Genomic DNA, 20,859 nt, shown 5'->3' on the forward strand with positions numbered 1-20,859 from the left:
CGACCGGACGGTCCTTGGCCTTGCTGAGGTCCTTCTGCGTTTCCGGGTCGAACTGGCTCATGGCCACGTTCTTGGCACCCGGAACATGGGCTTTTTCGAAGTCGGCGCTGGCCGAGAGGTCGATGATCAGCGGTGTATCGCGGTTGATCAGCTGGGTCAGGCCAGCCGGGGTGAGCATCTTCCACTTGCGGAAGAGGGTCATCACTTCGCCACCGAGCAGGGCGAGCAGGATCGCCACGAACAGCGCGACCAGCAGCAGATGGTTGCTGGCGAATTCGGGCAACTTGTGCAGTACGTCGTTCATCGGGTTATTGCGCGTCCCAGTGGGGATAAACGGCCGATTATATAGGCTTTACTTCGGCGAGAAGTCGGGCAGGCCGGTCATCAGCCACCACTTCTTCTTTTCCGGGTCGTAACGCCAGCGCTGGCGGTCGACCACGGTGCGCTCGGACTGGGTGTTGATGTTGACCACGTTGATCTGGACGACCTGGACGACTTCGTTGTCGCCATCGGGCCGCGGGCCGCCGCCCTCGTCATAGCCGGTGATGCGCAGCTGGCCGAGCCGGCCCTGGTCGACGGAGCTGAGCGGGTGGTCGGCGATGTAGTCCTTGTCGAGGAAGCTCTGCGCACCTTCCCAGTCACCCCATCGGACCGCCGACGCATAGGCGTTGGTGGTACGGGTGAGCGCTTCATTACGTATGTCGGTGGCGCAGCCGGACAGTAGGGATACGGCAAGAACGAGGAAAAGCAGGGCGATACGGCGCATGGCGGGTTCCATCGTGGCGTCGGCCGGCATTATGCCCGGCGTTTGGCGACGAAACGCGCATCCAGGCTGGCCATCGGTTTCCCGTCCGCACCCGGAACCACGCAGGTGAAGTCCCCACGGGCCCGTCCACGGGCTTTCAGCATGCCAAAGAAGCCCTTCCAGTTGGCCCCGGGGGCAAGGGTGGCCTCGGCGCGGAGGTCGTCCCAGATGGGGTCCAGGTAGCGCACCGTGGAATCGGCGACGAAGACATCGCAGTCCTCCCCGCGCTCGCGGAGCACGGCCTCGACCAGGGCCCAGCAGGTCAGGGTCATCAGCGCCACGATGCTTCCGCCGAAGGCACAGGCCTTGTCGTTGATGTTGGGCAGCAGCGGTGCCGTCATGACCAGACGCATGCCATCGAAGCTGTCGATGCTCACCGCCATGGCCCGCGCGAGGGGAATGCCATCGAGGATGAAGCGCTCGAGATCGGCGAGGGAAATGTCGTTGGGAGTCATAAGCAGCGAAGTCTACGAGGCAAGGCAAACCGTTCGCACCCGTATGGCCGAACCACGACCTTCGGCAGTGGCCCGCAAGGCGGCCGCTTCCTATCCTGAGCGCTCAGTAGCAGGATGCTTTCGTGAGCCGTAACTACCCTCTTCGCAACGTTACCGTCGTCATCACCCGCCCTGCGGGCACTGCAGGCCCGCTCTCCCGTCGGGTACGCAAGCTGGGAGGCATTCCGGTCAGCGTGCCTGGGCTATCGCTCCGCGCCATCGAAGACGCCTCGGCGGTGGACGCCGCGCTGCGCGCCGCGCTCGAGGGCGACGTGCTGGTTTTCACCAGCCCGGCCGCCGTCCGCTTCGCGGCGGACGTGTTGCCCCTGGCGACCCAGGCCACGGTGATCGCCGTAGGTCGTGGCACCGCCCGGGCCCTGAGAACCGCCAACCTCACCGATGTGCGTTTTCCGGAAACCTCGCAGGACAGCGAGGGCGTGCTCGGCCTGCCCGAACTGGCGGCGGTGGCGGGTAAGCGGGTCGCCCTGATCGGCGCCCCCGGCGGCCGAGGCCTGCTGCGCGAGCAACTCCTGGCGCGCGGCGCGGTGCTCGACGAAGTCCATGTCTACCACCGCGTGGCCCCACGCATCGACCGCCGTCATATCGATCCCCTGCTGAAGCTCGGCCGCCGCTCGGCGGTCTTGTTGTCCAGCGCCGAAGCGCTGGATCACCTGCATCGCGCCCTGATCGCCCCGGCCTGGCGCCGGCTGGTCCAGGCCGTGGCCGTGGTCAGCAGCGAACGGCTTCGGGACATCGCGTTGGAAACCGGCTTCGAGCGCGTCGTGGTGGCGCGGTCGGCCCTTCCGGGCGACCTGCTGGCGGCCGCTGCTGAGGTCTCGTTCACGCGCCGTTGAGGGATGTATTCCATGCGTTGGCGTATGGCCTGCTAGCATGCCTCGCATGACGACCGAGACCCCACCGACCGCACCCATTCCGGCGACGCCGGCCCCGGCCGCCGCGCCTGTGTCTGCCAGCCCACGGCGGACTGCCGACCCGGCACCTCGCCGTGGCGGTGGCGCACTTGCCCTGGCGATCCTGATCTCGCTGGCCGCCCTGGGCGCCGCCGGCTACACCGCGTGGACCGTCTGGACCATGCGCCAGGACGTCGGCGCCGCCAACGGACTTCGCGGACAGGTCGACACGCTGCAGGGCACGGTCGACGGTCTGCGTGACGACAATGCCAACCTGCGTCGCCGTGTCAGTGACGCAGACGGCGTCAATCGCTCGGCCCGCGAAGAGATGCTCGGTGTCTCCGAACGTACGAAAAATCTTGAAGACGCCGTCGCCAATCTGTCCGAGCGAAGCCTCAGCGGGCACGACGCGATGCTGCTCGACGAAGCGGAGTCCTTGCTGCGCATGGCCAAGGAGCGCTTCGCGCTGTTCGGCGACGCCAGTGGGGCGCTTTCCGCCTACGACCTCGCCGATAGCACGCTCGCGGCGGTGAACGACAGCGCGTTCGCGGCCGTCCGGCAGAGCCTGAAGGCGGAGCGCGATGCGCTTGCGGCCGTGGCGCCATCGGCGCGGGCAAGCGATCTTGCCGCGCTCGCCGACCTGCGAGCGCAGATTCCTACCTTGCCGCTGAAAGATCTCGATGCGCCGACAGCCGCGACCGAAACGCGTGGTTTCTGGCAGCGCGCCGGCGATGCGCTCGGCAGCATCGTCAAGGTAAGCCATGACGACGGCACGCCGTTGGGTCTCGCCGACGATCGCCTTGCGCGCGAGCTCGCGGCGCTGGATGTCGCCCACGCCGAGGCCGCCGTGTTGGCCTATGACGACGTGGGTCGAGCTGCCGCGCTGAAGCGCGTCGACGCGACGCTCGCGGCGCGTTTCAATCCGAACTCGCCGACGGTGCGGGCCGCTCGCGTACGGATCGCCGCGCTACTGGCCAGCCAGGCCAAGGGTGCCGCGCCGAAACTGGGCGCTGCGATGAACGAACTGCATAACCTGCGTTCGGTGCATGCGCTGCAGCCCGGCCCGGCCGCCGGACCGGCGCATGCAGAGTCTGTCGCCCATCCCGCATCGGCTTCGACGGCTGCTCCGAAGGCCACGCCATGAAGCTATGGCGCTGGATTGTCGGTTTTATCCTGGTCGCGGTGCTCGCGGCGTTCGCCTGGCATTGGGTAGCGGATGATCCGGGCTCGGTTCTGATACGGCTGCGTGGCACGACGTTGCAGATGACCGTCGTCAGCGCCGTGGTGATCCTGTTGCTCGCCTGGGCCGTCATCGCTGCGCTGGTCACGTTGATCCGCTGGCCCTTCGGTGCGCTGAACCGCCGTCATCGGCGACTCAGTCGTCGTCGGCTCGCCGATGGTCTCGTCGCGCTGATCGAAGGCCGTCACGGCGAAGCCGAGCGTGATCTGAATCGCGCGGCGCGCTACCCGTCGGTGCGTGGCCCCGCCTTGCTCGCGGCCGCCGAAGCCGCCGAGCGCCACGGCGAGTCGACGCGCGCTCTCGAAACACTCGATCAGGCGGCCCAGGAAACGCCGCGCGCCGCGCGCGTGTTACGCGCTCGCCTTCTTCGTCGCGCGGGTCGCCCCGCCGAGGCGGCGGCCCTGCTGGCGCCCGAAGCGAACAGTGGATCGCTCACGCCGTCCGGCTGGATCGAATACGCCGAGGCTTCGCTGGAATCCGGCGACGCGCGTAATGCCGTGCGCGCCCTCGATCCGTTACAGAAAAGCGGCGAACTCGGTGCGCGTGCGTTCGCCGAACTGGAAAGCCGGGCGGTCGCGGCGAACATCGCCAGCGCGCCCGATGGTGCTTCGCTCTCCACGCTTTGGTCGCAGTTACCGAAGGGCCAGCGCCGGCTGTCGGCTGCCGTCGATGCGTATGCGCGCCGTGCGTCGGGATTCGGCCAGAGCATGGCGGCCATGGACGAGATCGAAACCGCGCTGCGTCGCGAGTGGTCACCGACCCTCATCGCCACCTATGGCGGCATGGGCGCGGAGGATATGGAACAGCGGTTGCGGCGGGCGGAAGGCTGGGTGGATACACACCCGAACGATGCCGCGCTACTGACGGCCGTCGGTCGTATGTGCGTGCGTGCGCGTCTTTGGGGTAAGGCGAAGCCCTTCCTGGAACGTGCGCTTGCTATCGCGCCGAACGCCGACGCGTGGGAAGCCCTCGGTGATGTCTATGTCGGCGAAGCGCATCCGGAGCTTGCCCAGCGTTGCTACCGGAACGCGCTGGCGTTTGCTCGTGGTGAAGCCACCGAGGCGTTGCCTGAGGCGCGCAACCATCGCATCGACACACGAGTCACCGCGGTCGAAGAGCGCGACCAGCACGGGGTGCCGCGACTTTCACCGTAGGTCAGTCGCTGGTGGATCGGCCCCAGCCGTGAAAGTCCATGTAAACGGTGTTGCTCGCCACGTACTCGCTCTCGTCGTGGGGCGCGCCGTTTGCGTCGACACTGCCGCTCCCGGTAACGGGCTGCGTATATCGAATCGTGTAACGCCTCTCCGGAAGGAGGTCGTAGTCGACGGAAAGGTCCAGCGCATTGGTCAGCGTCTGTCCCGGATCGAGGCGGAGATAGAAGCTCGCCGGATCCCTTGCGTCGGTGGGGTTCTCCAGGCCCCTGAACCTCGGCCGGATGCCATGCTGGTCGACGATGGTGAACAGGGGGCGGCCGACATGACCATCGGGCGTCATCGGCGGAGTCAGAGCCTTCCTGAGGAACAGCGGTGATCGCCCACGATTGGTGAGCGTGATGACGATCCATCCCTTGCCCTGCCTGGCAGGGGCGACGGGCTCGGCGAGAGCGACTTGCAGATCGTTCGAGACCCTCCGGCCCATGGGTGCCGATGCCGCGGGAACCGAAGACCGCTCGGCAAGGGCCGGCCGATGGTCCAACGTGCCCTGATAGAGAGACGGACGAGTCAGGACACCGAGTGCGACGATGACCACGACGACCCAGACGGGGGCCGGTATGCGTAGGCGACGTTTCTTTACGGGCGTTTCGAGCGCCTGCCGCTCGGTTGCGGGTAACGCGTCGTAACACGACGCCCATTCCTGCTGGCGCGGGACCGTCAGGTACAGGCCCAGGTAAGCCGGAAACCGTCGAAAGTCGTCGCGGACTTCGAACCAGCGCCTGACGATCTGCGAGGGTAACGCGCCCTTTGACGCTTCGGCTCGCTCGATCAGGGAGAGCCTGTTCGCGCGAATGAGCGGGGGCAGGCCGGCCCAGGCCATGCGTTGCGATTCCACGGCATCGATCCACATGCCCTTCGGGCCGAGCGCCGCGAGGTGGCCGATCTCCTGCCAATGAAAATGTTGCGCGGCGAAGTCGAACACGTAGGCACGCTTGCGGAGCAGGCCTCTTGCGAGACGATCGATCAGAACGTCCTCGAATATTCCCGGCGCATCGATGTATTGCAGGCGAAGTTTTGCGGTACAGGCTTCCAGATCCTGCCGGATGTCCGACGCCTCGCCGTACGCGATGCGCGTGGCGAGCCAATCGATGAGTCGTATGGCCTCTTCCTGCGGATTGATCGCCACGACGGCCGGGAGCGGGCTCGCATCGTCGACCCGCGCCGGCTCCGGCTCTGGCTCCGCGGCAGGAGGAGGCGCTTCAACGTTGACGTCGACGATGTGGTCCTCGTCAGCCACCCAGGCGCGCGCTGCTTCGTAAGCCTCGCGTAATTGGGCAAACCCCGCCGGGTCGGTTGCCGGGTCGATCAGCTTGAGGCGAAGGGCGTAGGCGCGGCGTACCGAACGCTCGTCGGCGTGCAGGGGAAGCTGCAGCAGTGCCAGGAACCAGGGCATCGACATAAGGCTATTCCTTAGTCCGCCAGGTCGGGTGCGAAGTGATCGTTTGCCTCGATGCCTTGCAAGGCCTCGCGGAACAACGCGGCGTCGCGTGCGACAAGGCGCGGATCCTGCGTCGCCAGCACCTGCTCGAAGCGCAGGATCATCTGGCCCAGATGGTCGCGCGCCTGGTCGAGCAATTGTTCGTAGAGGCGTTCGGCACGCGCGAGCAGCGTGCGGTTCTCGAGCGTATCGCGTGGATGCACCTTGAGTGCCGCCAGCGCTTCGAGCCGTCGTGCGATCTCGTCGGGCCCCAGGCTTCCTTCATGACCTTCGATGACGAGGTGGCGCGTTTCCGACGTTGCAACGAGGGTGACTTCGACTTCGAGAAGGCCGTTGACGTCGTAAGTGAAGCGTACATCCACGCCCGCCGCATGGCCGGGACCAGGCGTGAGGGGCACGGTCACTTCGCCGAGCAGGATGTTGTCGCGAACCAGGCGCGACTCGCCCTGGTAGACATCGATGCGAAGGGACGGCTGGTTGGGGTCGACAGGCACGTAGCGCTGCACGCGACTGACCGGCACCACGGTGTTGCGTTGGATGATCGGCGAATAGAGGCCATCGGCCCGTCCGCCACCTTCGATATGACGCGAGACGGCGGTGCCAAGGGTGTACGGACACACGTCCGTCATCACCATCTCCTGGAGCGCCTTGTCCTTCATCTTCAGTCCGGCCTGGACCGCGGCACCGAGCGCGACCACTTCGTCCGGGTTGTGTCCCATGGCGGGGAAGCGTCCGAACATGCGCGTCGCCAGGGCGCGAATCATGGGCATTCGCGTCGCGCCCCCCGCGAGGACCACGTTATCGAGATCGGCGGCACGGATGCGAGCGTCGCGAAGCGAGCGTTCGATCGGGCGCCAGAGTCGCGTGAGTAGCGGCTGCGAGAGCTTCTCGAATGCTTCGTTATCGAGTTCGACGCGGGCCTCGTGGCCCTTCCAGGTGACGTCGAAGACCACACTTGCCTGGGTACCCAGTTGGCGCTTGGCCGCTTCCGCACGCGCCGTCAGACGTTGCATGAATACGGGGTCCGTACTCGCCGCGTCAGGAATGCCGTTCTGGAAAGCGAGGCCCGCGATCAGGGTGACGAAGTCTTCGCCACCGAGCATGTTGTCACCGGCGCTGGCGCGCACTTCCATCACGCCGTCGAACATTTCCAGGATCGAAACATCGAACGTGCCGCCGCCGAGATCGAAGACGAGGAACTGCGTCTCGCCCTGAGCGTCGTGGAGGCCGTAGGCCAGTGCGGCGGCGGTGGGCTCGTTGAGCAGGCGTTCAACCTTGAGGCCGGCGAGCTCGCCGGCGACACGAGTGGCCTTGCGTTGGGCATCGGAGAAGTAGGCCGGAACGGTAATGATGGCTTCGGTGATCGGGACGCCAAGCGTGGCCTCGGCGTCGGCTTTCAGCGAACGGAGGACGAGGGCGGAAAGCTCCTCTGCCCGATAGTCGCGATCACCAAGACGCACGGTCCGCGCACTGCCCATGTAGCGCTTGAAGAGCGAGGCGGTCTGCTCCGGATGGGTCTGCAGGCGTTCGCGAGCCGCTTCGCCCACCAGCACGCTGCCGTCCTGGTCGATCCCGACACAGGAGGGCGTGAGCATCCCACCCAGCGCATTCGGGATCAGGCGCGGAGCGCCGTCGATCCACGCCGCCACGAGGCTGTTGGTCGTGCCGAGGTCGATCCCCACGATCATGTGTCTGTTGCTCCCTGGTGCGGTTCGCGCTGCCGCTCTCAGGGCACGCCACGACGCTCCCGTGGATGGGAGCGTGGCGCGTTGGAGCCCCTTACAACGCGGTCAGATTCGCGTAAGCGTAAACCAACCACTTGCTTCCGGCATCCTCGAAGTTCACCTGCAGGCGCATATGGGCCCCGGCGCCCTCGGCGCTGACGACCGTGCCTTCGCCGAATTTGGGGTGGCTGACCCGCTGGCCGAGCGCGATGGGTGAGGCCTCCACCAGGGAACTGCTGCCGCCACCGCCTGAATACCGGTCGGCGTAGGCCGGTCGCGATACCTGTACGCGGGGGCGCAGTTCGTCGATCAGCTCCGGCGGGATCTCGCCCAGGAAACGCGAGGGCCGGGCCAACATCTCCGTGCCGTGCATGCGCCGCGACTCCGCGTGCGACACGTACAGGCGTTCGCGCGCACGGGTGATGCCGACGTACGCGAGACGGCGCTCTTCCTCGAGCCGGTTGTCTTCCTCGGTGGAACGCTGGCTCGGGAACAGGCCTTCTTCCATGCCGACAAGGAAGACGATGGGAAACTCGAGGCCCTTGGCCGAATGCAGCGTCATCAGCTGCACGCAGTCGTCCCATGCTTCACCCTGGCCCTCACCGGCCTCCAGTGAAGCATGCGACAGGAAGGCCGAGAGTTCGTTGAGGCCGGCGTCGACGTCTTCCGGGGTCATCTCGAAACGGCTCGCGACGTTGACCAGCTCGTCCAGGTTTTCGACGCGCGCCTCACCATTGCCACGCTTGTCGTTTTCGTAGAAGTCGCGCAGGCCGGTGTGGAGGATCGCGTGCTCGATCTGCTCGGCGAGACTCAGTGCCGTGGGCGATTCGTCACCATCGAGCCTGTCGTGGCCGCCGAAGGTGCGCGCGAGGTTGTCGACGAGGCCGATGAAAGCCTTGAGCGCATTCTTCGCGCGGCCTGCGAGGCCGCCAATGGATGCCTCCGTCAGCATCGCCTCCCACATGGAACTGCTATCGGTACGTGCACGCCGGCGCAGCTCGTCGAGCGTGCGGTCGCCGATGCCGCGCGGCGGCGTATTCACGGCACGCTCGAAGGCGGCATCGTCATGACGGTTCGATGCCAGGCGCAGGTAGGCCAGGGCATCCTTGATTTCAGCGCGTTCGAAGAAGCGCAGGCCACCGTAGACGCGGTAGGGCAGGTCGCGCTGGATCAGCTGTTCTTCGAAGTTGCGTGACTGCGCGTTGGAGCGGTAGAGGATGGCGCAGTCGCGTGCGTTCCCGGTTTCAGCGATGTGCTCGCGAATGCGCTCGATGACGAAGCGCGCTTCGTCCTGTTCGTTATAGGCGGCGTAAAGCGCGATGCGCTCGCCTTCGCCGCCATCGGTCCACAGCTGCTTGCCCAGACGGCCGCCGTTGCGCGAGATGACCGCGTTGGCCGCGTTGAGGATCGTCGACGTGGAGCGGTAGTTCTGCTCCAGGCGGATCGTCTTCGCACCGGCGAAGTCGTTGAGGAACTGCTGCACGTTTTCGACTTTCGCGCCGCGCCAGCCGTAGATGGCCTGGTCGTCGTCACCGACCACGAAGACCTGGCCGGTGCTGCCGGCGAGTACGCGAATCCACGCGTACTGCAGCGTGTTGGTGTCCTGGAACTCGTCGATCAACAGATAGCGCCAGCGATCCTGGTAGTGCTTGAGTACCTGTGGGTCTTTCAGCCATAGCTCGTGCGCACGCAGCAGCAGCTCGGCGAAGTCGACCAGGCCGGCGCGCTGGCATTGCTGTTCGTAGGCCTTGTAGATCTCGACGAAGGTGCGCGTGACCGGATGGTCGCGATGCTCGATCGCGTCCGGGCGCTTGCCTTCGTCCTTCCAGTTATTGATCTGCCAGCTGGCCTGACGCGGCGGAAAGCGTGCTTCGTCCAGGCCAAGTCCGGCGATGATCCGCTTGATCAGGCGTTGCTGGTCGTCCGAATCGAGGATCTGGAAACCTTCGACCAGGCCCGCCTCGCGCCAGTGTCGCCGGAGAAGGCGATGGGCGATGCCGTGGAAGGTGCCGACTGTCAGGCCCTGCGTGCCCCCCGGGATGATTCCGTCGAGGCGCGTACGCATCTCGCCGGCCGCCTTGTTGGTAAAGGTCACGGCGAGGATCGCCCACGGGGGCACCCGCTCGACCTGGGTCAGCCAACCGATACGGTTGATCAGRACACGGGTCTTGCCGGAGCCGGCACYGGCGAGGATCAGATAGTGCCCGGGCGGGGCGCTGACGGCCTCGCGCTGGGCGTCGTTGAGGGAATCGAGGAGATGGGAAACATCCATCCCCCCATTGTACCGGGTGGGGCTCAGTTCTTCCGGGAGAATCCGGCGACGGCAACGATGCCGCCCAGGACGATGCCGGCGATGCCTACCCACTGCGGAATCGACTTGTCGTGCGTAGCCTCGAGCTTGGCCGAGCCGATCGAGGCGACCGTATCGGTCTTCTGGTAGCTGCCGTTGCCCAGGGTGACCCACAGCCCGAGGCCGATAAGGATGACGCCGACGACGATGAGACCTGCGCGCATGGTGATTCCTCCCGTTAAGTGGCGCCGAGGATGCGGGTGTGAATGTGCAGGCGGTGTGGGCAAAAAAAACCCCGAGAGCCAGGGGAGCTCTCGGGGCGGGGTGGAAGACCGGAACCAGGGGAAGAACCGGTCCACCTTGAGGGGGCCTCTTAGGGAGGTGAGGCCCACCGATGGGACGCCGTTGCGTGCGTCCGAATATATAGACGTGCGGAACGAGGCAAAGTTGCATCATCGATGCAAAAAAAAATCAGCCCGCGTTCATGGGCTGATTTTTCAACGACTTGCCATTAAACGAAATGTACGACTAAACGGAAAACTTACGTTTGGACGGCCAAGTGCGGCCGGAAGCGCTTAGCGGGAGCTTAGTGTGCCTCGTCCCAGTTCGCCCCGACGCCGATATCCACCTGCAGCGGGACGCTCAGCGAGGCCGCCCCGGTCATATGCCGCTCGATACCTGCGCGCACGTCGTCGACGGCATCGGCGCGGACTTCGAAGACCAGTTCATCGTGCACCTGCATCAGCATGCGCACGTCATCGCGCGGTTCGATCCATGCGGAGACGGCGATCATGGCGCGCTTGATGATGTCGGCCGCCGTGCCCTGCATGGGCGCGTTGATCGCTGCGCGCTCGGCGCCGGCACGGAAGGCCTGGTTACGAGAGTTGAGGTTCTCGAGGTAGAGGCGGCGACCGAACAGCGTCTGGACGTAGCCATCGCGATGCGCCTGTTCGCGCGTGGCATCCATGAAAGCGCGCACGCCCGGGTAGCGCGAAAAATAGCGGCCCATGTAATCGGAGGCTTCGCCACGGTCCACGCCGAGTTGCTTGGCCAGGCCGAAGGCGCTCATGCCGTACATCAGGCCGAAGTTGATCGCCTTGGCCGCGCGGCGCTGGTTGGTCGTGACCTCGTCGGCAGGCACGCCGAAGACTTCCGCGGCCGTGGCGCGATGCACGTCGCCGCCCTGCTTGAACGCCTGGACGAGGCCTTCGTCGTTGGACAGGTGGGCCATGATGCGCAGTTCGATCTGCGAGTAGTCGGCGGCGACGATGCGCCATCCCTCCGGTGCAATGAAGGCCTGGCGAATACGCCGGCCTTCCTCGGTGCGGACCGGAATGTTCTGCAGGTTCGGATCGGACGAGCTGATGCGTCCCGTGGCGACGGCACCCTGGTGATAGCTGGTATGCACGCGGCCCGTGCGCGGGTTGACGATGCCGGCGAGCTTGTCGGTATACGTCGAGCGCAGCTTGGCGAGGCCGCGATACTCGAGGATCAGCCGCGGTAGCTCATGGGTTTCGGCGATGGCTTCGAGGGCTTCCTCGTTGGTCGAGGGCTGGCCCGTGGGTGTTTTGATCTTCGCCGCGAGCCCAAGCTCGTCGAACAGGACGGCCTGCAACTGCTTGGGTGAGTCCATGTTGAACTCATGGCCGGCGGAGGCATGGGCAAGCTGCTGCAGTTCGACCATGCGCTTGCCGAGCTGCTGGCTCTGCAGGCGCAGCACATTGGCGTCGATGAGTACGCCCGTGCGTTCCATCTTCGCCAATACCGGCACCAGCGGAATCTCGATGTCCGCGTACACCGCGCGCAGCGACGGCTCGGCTTCGAGCTTCGGCCAGAGAGCGTGGTGCAGGCGAAGCGTCACGTCGGCATCTTCGGCGGCGTAACGGCATGCGGTATCGCAGTCGACCTGCGAAAACGAGATCTGCTTGGCGCCCTTGCCGGCGACCTGCTCGTATTTGATGGTGGTGTAACCGAGATAACGCGTGGCCAGCGAATCCATGTCGTGGCGCGTCGCCGTCGCGTTGTAGATGTACGACTCCAGCATGGTGTCGTGCAACAGGCCCTTCACGTCGATGCCGTAGTGCGACAGAATGTTGATGTCGTACTTGCCGTGCTGCCCGACCTTCGGACGTGACGCGTCTTCGAAGATCGGCTTCAATGCGCCGAGCACGTGATCGCGCGATAGCTGGGCCGGGGCACCCGGATAATCGTGCCCCAGGGGAATGTAAGCCGCCTTGCCCGTTTCGACGGACAGCGATACACCGACGATATCGGCGAGCATCGCGTCGATGCTGGTGGTCTCTGTATCGAAGGCGATCAGCGGCGCGGTTTCGAGCTTTTCCAGCCACGCGGCGAAGCGGTCTTCGGTGAAGATCAGCTCGTACTCGCCTTCAGCGGAGAGCGAGGCGTCGAGGGGTGTGTCCGCGGCGGCAGGCCTGGCGCTGGCCGCCGCCGCCCCGGCGGTCGGTGCCGGCACGGTCGTCGCGGCGGCACTGTCCAGATCCTTCAGCGCGGCCTTGAAGTCATAGCGCGCGTAGAGCTCGCGCAACGCGTCGGTGTCGCGATCCCGCATGGCCAGCTGCGTGGGCCGGAACTCGAGCGGCACATCGGTACGGATGGTGACCAGTTCGCGCGACAGCGGCAGGCGTGGGATGGCCGCGCGCAGGTTCTCGCCGATCTTGCCGCCGACCTTGTCGGCGTTGGCGAAGAGGTTCTCGAGGTTGTGGTATTCGCCAAGCCACTTGGCGGCCGTTTTCGGGCCGCATTTATCCACGCCGGGCACGTTGTCGATGCTGTCGCCCATCAGGGTGAGGTAGTCGACGATCTGGTCGGGACGCACGCCGAACTTGGCGAACACGCCTTCCGCGTCCATCGTGGTGTTGGTCATCGTGTTGACCAGCAAGGTATGCGGGCCAACCATCTGTGCGAAGTCTTTGTCGCCGGTCGAGATGATCGTGTGGATGCCTTCCTCGGCCGCCTGGCGGGCGAGCGTGCCGATCACGTCATCGGCTTCCACCCCGGGGATGCAGAGGATGGGGAAACCCAGTGCGCCGACGATCTTCATCATCGGGTCGACCTGGGCGCGGAGGTCGTCCGGCATCGACGGGCGGTTGGCCTTGTACTCGGGGTAGAGGTCGTCGCGGAACGTGCGGCCCGGTGCGTCGCAGACGAAGGCGACGTAATCCGAGCCGGCCTTCATCGTCGTGCGCAACATATTGACGATGCCGAACAGCGCGCCGGTAGGCTCGCCGAAGGCGTTGGTCAGGGGAGGCAGCGCGTGGAACGCGCGATACAGGTACGACGACCCGTCAATGAGCGTGAGCGTAGGCATACCCCCGATTCTCTCATGGCCGAACAGCGGCCGTCCGTTCACGGGGAAAGCGGTGTCCGGCTTGCTATCCTCGTCACCCCGCACGGAGATTTCCCATGAACCGCACGCACGCCCTCGTTGCCGCGCTCGCCCTGGCCCTGGCGCTCCCCGTGGCCGCCCAGACCGCCACGGACCCGAAGCTGACGCCATTGCCACCGCCGCCGGGGCTCAACGATCCGGGCGTCAAGGCCGGCGAGCCGGACCGCTCCGGGCTGAAGCCCATCGAGCGGCCGGTGACCTACGACGAAGCTCAGGACGGCCGCACCACGCCGGCCACATCGGATGCCCAGGGCTCGCCCCGTTCTCCGGTCGCGCTGCCCTCGATGCAGGACAACGGTGGTACGGATGCGCGTGGCCAGGAACCTCCCCAGGTGACGATCCGTCAGCAGGGCGATGACCAGGTCCAGGAATACCGTTCCGGCGGCAAGTTGACCATGATCGTGGTGACGCCGAAGCATGGCGTGCCGCAGACCTATATGGCCGATCCCGACGGGAAGTTGCACGACCCCAAGAACGGGCCGGTCGATCCGGTTTATTACAAGGTCTATGAGTGGGGCGCGGCGCCCAAGCCCGTCGACACGAACTGAAGCCGGCTCAGCCGTCCAGTTCAGGGTAGTGGCGGAAAATGCCGGTCGTGTTGAACGGAATGCGTCGTTCCGAGGCCAGGTAGGTTGCGATGTTCGGTCGCTCCGCCACACGTTTCTGCAGATCGCGAAGCAGGGGAACCTTCTGCTTCGCCATGGCCTTGGGGAACGCATAGTCCAGGCCCGCCATGATCTGGAAAAACGAAAGGTCGACATAGGAATGCTGGCGTAGCGGGAACCTGCCGCCGCCACGCTCCACCGTTTTCTCGAAGTAGCCGAGGAACTTGGGAATGCGATGCTCGCGGAAGTCCTTCGAGCGCTCCCTGGCTTCCGCCTGCTGGTCTTCGTAGTAGAGCTCCGAGGCGACCGGGTGGTGCGTATCGTGCACCTCGGCCACCAGGTCGGTGATGGTCAGTTCGAGCTGGTGCGCATACACGCGCTTCGATTCGCTCTCGGGCACCAGGCCGTGGCGTGGCCCCAGGTACTGCAGGATATTCGCGACCTGCGCGATGACGAGCCGGCCGGAGGTGAGGAAGGGCGGCGCGAAGGGGATGGCGCCCCCGTGCTCGCCGTCGAGAAAGGATGTCATCACATCGTCGCCCTCGATGCGGGCAACATCCGTGTATTCGGCCCCTACGTCCTCCAGGCACAACCGCACGAACTCTCCGCGGCCCTGCAAACCTGTCCAGTAGTACAGCTGATAGCTCATCGCGTGCCTCCTGTCGGAAGGCGGCGATCATGCGTGGATATCGCTCACGCCAGCGTGAGCGCCACGTCGTGAAAGACGTTCCATACGGTCTGGGCTGGCGGAGAGAGCGATCGCGCGCGCCGTCGAAGGAGGGTGACCTCGCGGAAAACGTTGGGGGTCACGTCGACGGCGACGAGGCCGGGCCGCAAGGCATCGAGCGAGAGCGCAGGCGTGACCGTGATGCCCAGCTTCGCCTCCACCATGCGGAAGGCGGTATGGGGATGACCCACCTCCAACGCCACGTGCATCGGAAGGCCTCGCGTGGCGAACGCCGCGTCGATCAGCCGACGGGACCCCGAGGCATGGTCCAGGAGAATCAGCGGCTCGTGCTCGAGGGCTTTCCAGGTGACGTGGCGTTTCGCGGCGAAAGGATGGTCGGCACGACAGACCACGCGAAAGGGATCGCGCAGGAGGGTTTCGGCATCGAACTCTTCCGGTGTCGCGGGCTCCACGGTGAGCCCGAAGTCCACTTCGCCACCGCGTACGGCATCCAGCACCTGCGCCTGGCTCTGATCGCGCAGGATGATCTCGATCGCCGGGTGGTCGGTCGCGCATCGCGCGATGCACGGGGGGACCAGCCCGGCCGACAGCGTCGGGACGGCGGCCAGGCGCACGCGGCCGCGCAAAGGGTCGGACTGAGTCCGCACATGGGTCAGGACGCCGTCGAGCTCGTCGAGGACGCGCGCGGCGGCCTGCTCGAGATACCGTCCGGCTTCGGTTGGCACGACTTCGCGTGTGCTCCGGTCGAAAAGGCGCACGTCGAGTTCGGCTTCGAGGTCGGCAATCAGGCGGCTCACCGCGGGCTGCGTCAGGTGCAGGGCCTCTGCCGCGCGACGGAAATGCCGGTGGCTGGCCACGGCGAGGAAGGCGCGAAGCTGGCGCATTGAGACATTCATACGATTAATGTATCACCGGATCAGATAAAACGATTTGTCTTATGAGTCTCGGGCGCGTGCAATAGCACCCTCCCGTCTGCCCGCCGGTTATTCCCATGCGCCGCTTCCTGCCCGATGGCTTCACCCTTTCGCTGATCGCCACGGTGCTCTTGGCGAGTTTCCTCCCGTGTCGCGGTGTGGCTGCCCAAGGCTTCGGCGCGCTGACTGATGTCGCCATCGCCCTGCTGTTCTTCCTGCACGGGGCCAAGCTGTCGCGCGAGGCCGTCGTGGCAGGCATGACCCACTGGCGGCTGCATCTCACCGTGCTGGCGAGCACCTTTGTCCTGTTTCCCGTGCTGGGGTTGCTGCTGAAGCCCGTGCTATCGCCGTTGGTGTCGCCGGACCTGTACCTGGGTATCCTGTTTCTCTGCACGCTGCCCTCGACGGTGCAGTCGTCGATCGCTTTTACCTCGATCGCCCGGGGCAACGTGCCTGCCGCGATCGTGTCGGCGTCCGCGTCGAGCATGCTCGGCATCTTCATCACGCCGTTGCTGGTCGGGGTGATGATTGCCGGCACGGGGCAGGGCGGGCTGTCATGGCACGCGGTGGGCGCGATCGTGCTGCAGTTGTTCGTGCCCTTCGTGGCCGGACAGATCGCGCAGCGCTGGATCGGTGGCTGGGTACGCAAGCACGCCGTACTGCTCACCTTCGTCGATCGCGGTTCGATTCTTCTGGTGGTCTACACGGCCTTCAGCGCGGCGGTACTGCAGGGCCTGTGGAAGCAGTTGCCGCTGCCGGTGCTGGCCGGGCTGGTGGTCGTCAACGTGGTCTTGCTGGCCTGCGCGTTGCTGGCCACGCGCTACGGTGCCCGTGCACTGGGCTTTGCACGCGAGGACGAAATCACCATCGTGTTCTGCGGCTCGAAGAAGAGCCTGGCGTCGGGCGTGCCGATGGCCAAGGTGTTATTCGCCGGGCATCCGCTGGGGCTGATCGTGTTGCCGATCATGTTGTTCCATCAGATACAGCTGATGACCTGCGCGGTGCTGGCGCGCAGGTATGCGGTGCGGCGTGAGGCAGCGTTGAACCTGGTCGCGAGTACCCATCGCCGCTGAAGCGGCTCCCGCAAWGCGCTGCCTGCCTACGAAGCGGCGGTTGTGGGAGCCGATTCATCGGCGATTCCGCCAAGGCTCTTAATGGCGGAAGTGCCGAACGCCGGTAAACACCATTGCCATATCGTGCTCATCCGCTGCCGCGATCACTTCGTTGTCGCRCATCGATCCGCCCGGCTGGATCACCGCGCGGATGCCTGCCGCAGCGGCCGCATCGATACCGTCACGGAACGGGAAGAACGCATCGGAGGCCATGGCGCTGCCAGGCACCACGAGGCCGGCTTCCTCGGCTTTCAGGCCGGCGATCTTCGCACTGACCACGCGACTCATCTGCCCGGCACCGATGCCGACGGTGCGGTTGTCACGGGCGTAGACAATGGCGTTGGACTTGACCATCTTGGCCACGCGCCACGCGAACAGGAGGTCGTCCAGTTCGGCCGGTGTCGGCTGGCGTTTGCTGACGACCTTGAGCTCGTCGCGCTGCACCTGGCGATCGTCGGCTGTCTGCACGAGCAGGCCGGAACCGACACGCTTGATGTCGTGTGTGTTACGGCCGTCGCCCAGCGGGATCTCGAGCACGCGAACGTTGGCTTTCCTGGTGGCTTCCTCCACGGCACCGGCATCGACCACCGGTGCAATCAGCACCTCGACGAACTGGCGCTTGAGGATCACCTTTGCCGTTTCCGCGTCCAGCGGGCGATTGAACGCGATGATGCCGCCGAACGCCGACGTGGGGTCCGTGGCGTAGGCGAGTTCGTAGGCGGCGAGCGGGTYGGCAGCCACGGCGACACCGCATGGGTTCGCGTGCTTGACGATGACGCAGGCGGGCGCGTCGAACTGGCGTACGCATTCCCAGGCCGCATCGGCGTCGGCGATGTTGTTGAACGAGAGTTCCTTGCCCTGCAGCTGGCGGAACGTCGCCAACGTGCCTGGTGCCGGATACAGGTCGCGATAGAAGGCACCCGCCTGATGCGGATTCTCGCCGTAGCGGAGATCCATCATCTTCACGAAGCGCCCGTTCGACTGTTCGGGGAATGGCGCATGGCCCGCGACGGCGGTGTGGCTTTCATCGAGCGTGAGGCCGGAGAGGTAATCGCTGATCGCCGCGTCATAGTTGGACACGCGATTGAAGGCCGCCACCGAGAGCTTGAAGCGCGTGGCGCGCGAAAGACCGCCCTTGCCTTCGATCTCGGCCAGCGCGCCTTCGTACTGCRCGGGGTCGGTGAGGACGCCGACATCGTTCCAGTTCTTCGCCGCCGCACGCAGCATCGCAGGGCCGCCGATATCGATGTTCTCCATCGCGTCCTCCAGGGTGCATGCCGGGTCGGCCACGGTGCGTTCGAACGGATAGAGATTCAGCACGAGGAGGTCGATGGGGAGGATCCCGTGTTCGGCCATCACTGCGTCGTCGGTGCCTCGGCGGCCGAGCAGGCCGCCATGCACGCGCGGGTGCAGCGTCTTCACGCGGCCATCCATGATCTCGGGGAAGCCGGTGAGGTCACCGACATCGCGCACGGGGACGCCGGCGTCGCGCAGTGCTTTCGCGGAGCCGCCCGTGGACAGGATTTCGACATCGGCCGCGACGAGGCGTCGGGCGAGTTCAGTCAGGCCCTGCTTGTCGGAAACGCTGACGAGCGCGCGGCGGACGGTAACGAGATCGGGCGTGGGCATGGGCACTTCCGGGGAGGAAAGCGCTCCATTATAGCGGCCCTTTAGGAAATGCCGTGGGCGGCCAGCTTCTTGCGCAGGGTGGCACGATTGATGCCAAGCGCAACGGCAGCGCGGCTCTGGTTGCCTTCGTGGAAGGCGAGCACTTCACGCAGCAGGGGACCTTCCACTTCACGGATGACCAGCGCGTGCAGACCTTCGCCGCCTTCCGTATCGCCGATGTCCGCCAGATAACGACGGACGGTACGGCTGACGCATTCGCTGAGGGCACTCTGCATGGAGGTCTCGTTGGCGGCCTCGCCGGCAGTCAGTCTCACAGCGTTCAAGGCATTCCCCTCTCGCAGGCCGGGGTACGAATCCCCGGTCGGTTCTTTTCAGTATGGTCGCTTGGATTGCGACACGGCCACACCTTGAAGGGGTGTCGATCGTCGCGAAGGGAATCGAGTGTACTCGTCCCGGGAGGGGATGTGCAGGCTTGTAAAAAGAAATTTTTTCGAACGATCAGTCGAAGCTGAATGCGAAGGCGACCGCCCGCTGGCCCGGGTCTTGCACTTCGAACACCATCGCCGTGGTCGCGCCACCATCCAGTCCGTGCGCACGCGCCCCGGCATCGCCGACGTACTCCGCCGGTTCAAACCGGCGCATGGCCAGGCGCTGGCCATTGGCATCGGAAAGCACGATGGTGACGACGGGATAGGGCTGTGCGAACGACGCATCGTTTCGCACGCTTGCGGTAATGAGCAGGCCGTCACGCACGGCCGGATGCTGCTCGACATCGCGGGCGAGCAGGCGCAGGCGCGTGGGCGCCGCGACCAGGGGCAGGCGACACCCGACGACCGAGCAACCGGTTTGCAAGGCAGGGCCGATGGTCGGATCGGCGATGAGCGAGTCCCGCTTGGCCCAGGCGAGCTGGGCACCGAGGCCGAGCATCAGCGCCAGGCAGACCGTTACCCATATGGCGCCTTGCCAGGATCRCCGACGGCCCTTGGCGAACTTGGGCGTGAACGTCAGCTGCGAGAAATCTTCCGCGGCAGCTTCACTGTCAGCCGGGTCGCTGCCTGTCTCGTCGGGCGCTTGGGGCATCGGCCGTGGCCGGAACACGGCCACCTCGGCGAGGGGTGGCTCCTGGTCCAGAGCCCGTTCCGGCAGCCGCGTGAAGGGCTCCGGCGGCAACTGGTCGGCAAGCGTGCCGAGGGCGTTGAAGACGGCCTCGCAGTGCCCGCAGCGCACGCAGCCGCACGCGGGCACCAGAAGCTCGGCTTCCAGTTTGTAAACCGTGAGGCACTCGGGACACTGCGTATACATCGTTAGATCATAACGTGGGCGACCGGTAGAATCGTCGATCCGTCCACCGAATGGCCGTCCCGATGCCCTGGCTCGAACTCTCCCTGACGATCCGCGCCGCCGAGCAGCCTCGGGTCGAAACCGCCCTTGAAGACCTCGGCGCGCTGTCCATCACCCTGCAGGATGCCGATGCCGAAACGCCGGACGAAGAAGCCATCTTCGAGCCGGGCGTGGGCGAGCTTCCGTTGTGGAACCAGATCGTGTTGAACGCCTTGTTCGATGCCGACGCCGACAAGCGTGGCCTCACGGAGGCGATTGCGGATGACCTTCCCTTCATTGAGCCCACACAGATCACCTGGCGCGTCGTCGACGACCAGGACTGGACGCGCGCCTGGATGGATCAGTTCAAGCCGATGCCGTTCGGGCGGCGCCTGTGGGTCTATCCGTGGAACATCGAACCGCCGGTGGAGGGGGACATCGTCGTCGTGCGTCTCGACCCCGGCCTGGCGTTCGGTACCGGAACGCATCCGACCACGGCGATGTGCCTGGAGTGGCTGGACGGGCAGCAGATGGCCGACAAGCTGGTCCTCGACTACGGCTGTGGCTCGGGCATCCTCGCCATCGCCGCGTTGAAGCTGGGTGCCGCCCGCGCGGTCGGCATCGACAACGATCCGCAGGCGTTGATTTCCTCGCACGACAATGCGGAACGCAATGGCGTGCATGCGGATCTGGCCGTCTATCTGCCGGGTGAGGCACCGACCGAGCTTGCCGACGTTCTCGTCGCCAATATTCTCGCTGGTCCTCTGGGTGAGCTCGCACCGACGTTCGCTGCCGCGATCAAGCCCGGTGCGCCGTTCGCGCTGTCGGGCATCTCCACGGCCAGCACGAAGAGCTCCTCGTGCGCTACGCGGAATGGTTCGAGGATCTCGAGGTGCGCACACTCGAGGATTGGGTGCGCATCAGTGGGCGTCGTCGCAGCTGAGGCGGATAGCTCGCTTTGCGAGCTCATGTTTTTAGCGGCGTTCGCCGCCTCACGCTTGCGGGTGCGTTGGGAGCCGCGAGGGGCAAGGCCCTTGGGGCCGCGGCGCGGCTCTTCGAGACGGGC

Annotated in this window: 18 protein-coding genes and 1 pseudogene; 6 read left to right on the forward strand and 13 right to left on the reverse strand. The window is 65.7% G+C overall.

Annotation, left to right across the window (positions count from 1 at the left end):
• The 3 genes from AC1DT2_RS03790 to AC1DT2_RS03800 all read right to left on the reverse strand — a co-directional run.
• A partial coding sequence (locus AC1DT2_RS03790) for a rhodanese-like domain-containing protein (protein WP_477294443.1) occupies positions 1 to 304 on the reverse strand: 304 nt, incomplete at its 3' end.
• Positions 305 to 352: 48 nt separating this feature from the next.
• On the reverse strand, positions 353 to 766 hold the full coding sequence (locus AC1DT2_RS03795; RefSeq protein ID WP_063571001.1) for a hypothetical protein: 414 nt from the start codon (positions 764 to 766) through the stop codon (positions 353 to 355).
• 29 nt (positions 767 to 795) lie between these two features.
• Entirely contained in the window at positions 796 to 1,260 is a 465-nt protein-coding gene (locus AC1DT2_RS03800) for a YiiD C-terminal domain-containing protein (protein WP_063570993.1), read from the reverse strand.
• A 122-nt stretch (positions 1,261 to 1,382) separates the two neighbouring features.
• Between AC1DT2_RS03800 and AC1DT2_RS03805 the strand changes: the two genes are divergently transcribed.
• From AC1DT2_RS03805 to AC1DT2_RS03815, 3 genes are read left to right on the forward strand one after another with little or no spacing between them, the layout of a single operon-like run.
• A complete protein-coding gene (locus AC1DT2_RS03805) occupies positions 1,383 to 2,153 on the forward strand; it encodes a uroporphyrinogen-III synthase (RefSeq protein ID WP_477294446.1) in 771 nt (256 codons plus the stop codon).
• A gap of 46 nt (positions 2,154 to 2,199) precedes the next feature.
• Positions 2,200 to 3,354 carry a uroporphyrinogen-III C-methyltransferase gene (locus AC1DT2_RS03810; RefSeq protein WP_477294448.1) on the forward strand — a complete coding sequence of 385 codons (1,155 nt, stop codon included), beginning with the start codon at positions 2,200 to 2,202 and terminating at the stop codon, positions 3,352 to 3,354.
• Positions 3,351 to 4,604 (forward strand): heme biosynthesis HemY N-terminal domain-containing protein, encoded by a 1,254-nt coding sequence (locus AC1DT2_RS03815; RefSeq protein ID WP_477294450.1) that lies wholly within the window; start codon positions 3,351 to 3,353, stop codon positions 4,602 to 4,604. The genes AC1DT2_RS03810 and AC1DT2_RS03815 overlap by 4 nt, the downstream gene beginning before the upstream one ends.
• 1 nt (position 4,605) lies before the next feature.
• Here AC1DT2_RS03815 and AC1DT2_RS03820 read toward each other — a convergent pair whose 3' ends face one another.
• From AC1DT2_RS03820 to polA, 5 genes are all read right to left on the reverse strand, one after another.
• Positions 4,606 to 6,063, reverse strand: coding sequence for a hypothetical protein (locus AC1DT2_RS03820; RefSeq protein ID WP_477294452.1), 1,458 nt, complete (start codon positions 6,061 to 6,063; stop codon positions 4,606 to 4,608).
• Between the two features lie 11 nt (positions 6,064 to 6,074).
• Complete coding sequence (locus AC1DT2_RS03825) at positions 6,075 to 7,790, reverse strand: Hsp70 family protein (RefSeq protein ID WP_477294454.1); 1,716 nt, start codon at positions 7,788 to 7,790, stop codon at positions 6,075 to 6,077.
• Between the two features lie 91 nt (positions 7,791 to 7,881).
• Positions 7,882 to 10,098: a DNA helicase II gene (uvrD, locus tag AC1DT2_RS03830; RefSeq protein WP_477294456.1), complete on the reverse strand. Its 2,217-nt coding sequence runs from the start codon at positions 10,096 to 10,098 to the stop codon at positions 7,882 to 7,884.
• 23 nt (positions 10,099 to 10,121) lie between these two features.
• Positions 10,122 to 10,340: a hypothetical protein gene (locus AC1DT2_RS03835; protein WP_063570999.1), complete on the reverse strand. Its 219-nt coding sequence runs from the start codon at positions 10,338 to 10,340 to the stop codon at positions 10,122 to 10,124.
• A gap of 362 nt (positions 10,341 to 10,702) precedes the next feature.
• Positions 10,703 to 13,447 (reverse strand): DNA polymerase I, encoded by a 2,745-nt coding sequence (gene polA / locus AC1DT2_RS03840; RefSeq protein WP_213949765.1) that lies wholly within the window; start codon positions 13,445 to 13,447, stop codon positions 10,703 to 10,705.
• A gap of 95 nt (positions 13,448 to 13,542) precedes the next feature.
• Here polA and AC1DT2_RS03845 point away from each other — a divergent pair, with 95 nt between their 5' ends.
• A complete protein-coding gene (locus tag AC1DT2_RS03845; RefSeq protein WP_063573687.1) occupies positions 13,543 to 14,073 on the forward strand; it encodes a DUF2782 domain-containing protein in 531 nt (176 codons plus the stop codon).
• A gap of 7 nt (positions 14,074 to 14,080) precedes the next feature.
• Here AC1DT2_RS03845 and AC1DT2_RS03850 read toward each other — a convergent pair whose 3' ends face one another.
• Together AC1DT2_RS03850 and AC1DT2_RS03855 are read right to left on the reverse strand one after the other, a co-directional pair.
• Positions 14,081 to 14,779, reverse strand: coding sequence for a glutathione S-transferase (locus AC1DT2_RS03850; protein ID WP_477294459.1), 699 nt, complete (start codon positions 14,777 to 14,779; stop codon positions 14,081 to 14,083).
• 44 nt (positions 14,780 to 14,823) lie between these two features.
• Positions 14,824 to 15,702 (reverse strand): LysR family transcriptional regulator, encoded by an 879-nt coding sequence (locus tag AC1DT2_RS03855; protein ID WP_477294461.1) that lies wholly within the window; start codon positions 15,700 to 15,702, stop codon positions 14,824 to 14,826.
• Positions 15,703 to 15,809: 107 nt separating this feature from the next.
• On the opposite strand from AC1DT2_RS03855, the gene AC1DT2_RS03860 reads away from it, so the two are divergent.
• Positions 15,810 to 16,805, forward strand: coding sequence for a bile acid:sodium symporter family protein (locus tag AC1DT2_RS03860; protein ID WP_477294463.1), 996 nt, complete (start codon positions 15,810 to 15,812; stop codon positions 16,803 to 16,805).
• A 78-nt stretch (positions 16,806 to 16,883) separates the two neighbouring features.
• Here AC1DT2_RS03860 and purH read toward each other — a convergent pair whose 3' ends face one another.
• From purH to AC1DT2_RS03875, 3 genes are all read right to left on the reverse strand, one after another.
• On the reverse strand, positions 16,884 to 18,473 hold the full coding sequence (gene purH / locus AC1DT2_RS03865; RefSeq protein WP_477294465.1) for a bifunctional phosphoribosylaminoimidazolecarboxamide formyltransferase/IMP cyclohydrolase: 1,590 nt from the start codon (positions 18,471 to 18,473) through the stop codon (positions 16,884 to 16,886).
• 41 nt (positions 18,474 to 18,514) lie between these two features.
• Positions 18,515 to 18,796 carry a helix-turn-helix domain-containing protein gene (locus AC1DT2_RS03870; RefSeq protein WP_046969162.1) on the reverse strand — a complete coding sequence of 94 codons (282 nt, stop codon included), beginning with the start codon at positions 18,794 to 18,796 and terminating at the stop codon, positions 18,515 to 18,517.
• A 175-nt stretch (positions 18,797 to 18,971) separates the two neighbouring features.
• The gene (locus tag AC1DT2_RS03875; protein ID WP_477294468.1) at positions 18,972 to 19,775 is read right to left on the reverse strand and encodes a zinc-ribbon and DUF3426 domain-containing protein; all 804 of its coding nucleotides are present in this window, start codon (positions 19,773 to 19,775) and stop codon (positions 18,972 to 18,974) included.
• 62 nt (positions 19,776 to 19,837) lie between these two features.
• Between AC1DT2_RS03875 and prmA the strand changes: the two are divergent.
• Positions 19,838 to 20,736 (forward strand): annotated as a pseudogene (gene prmA / locus AC1DT2_RS03880) (50S ribosomal protein L11 methyltransferase).
• Positions 20,737 to 20,859: the final 123 nt, after the last annotated feature.

The organism is Luteibacter sp. P4_E6 (assembly GCF_056401535.1).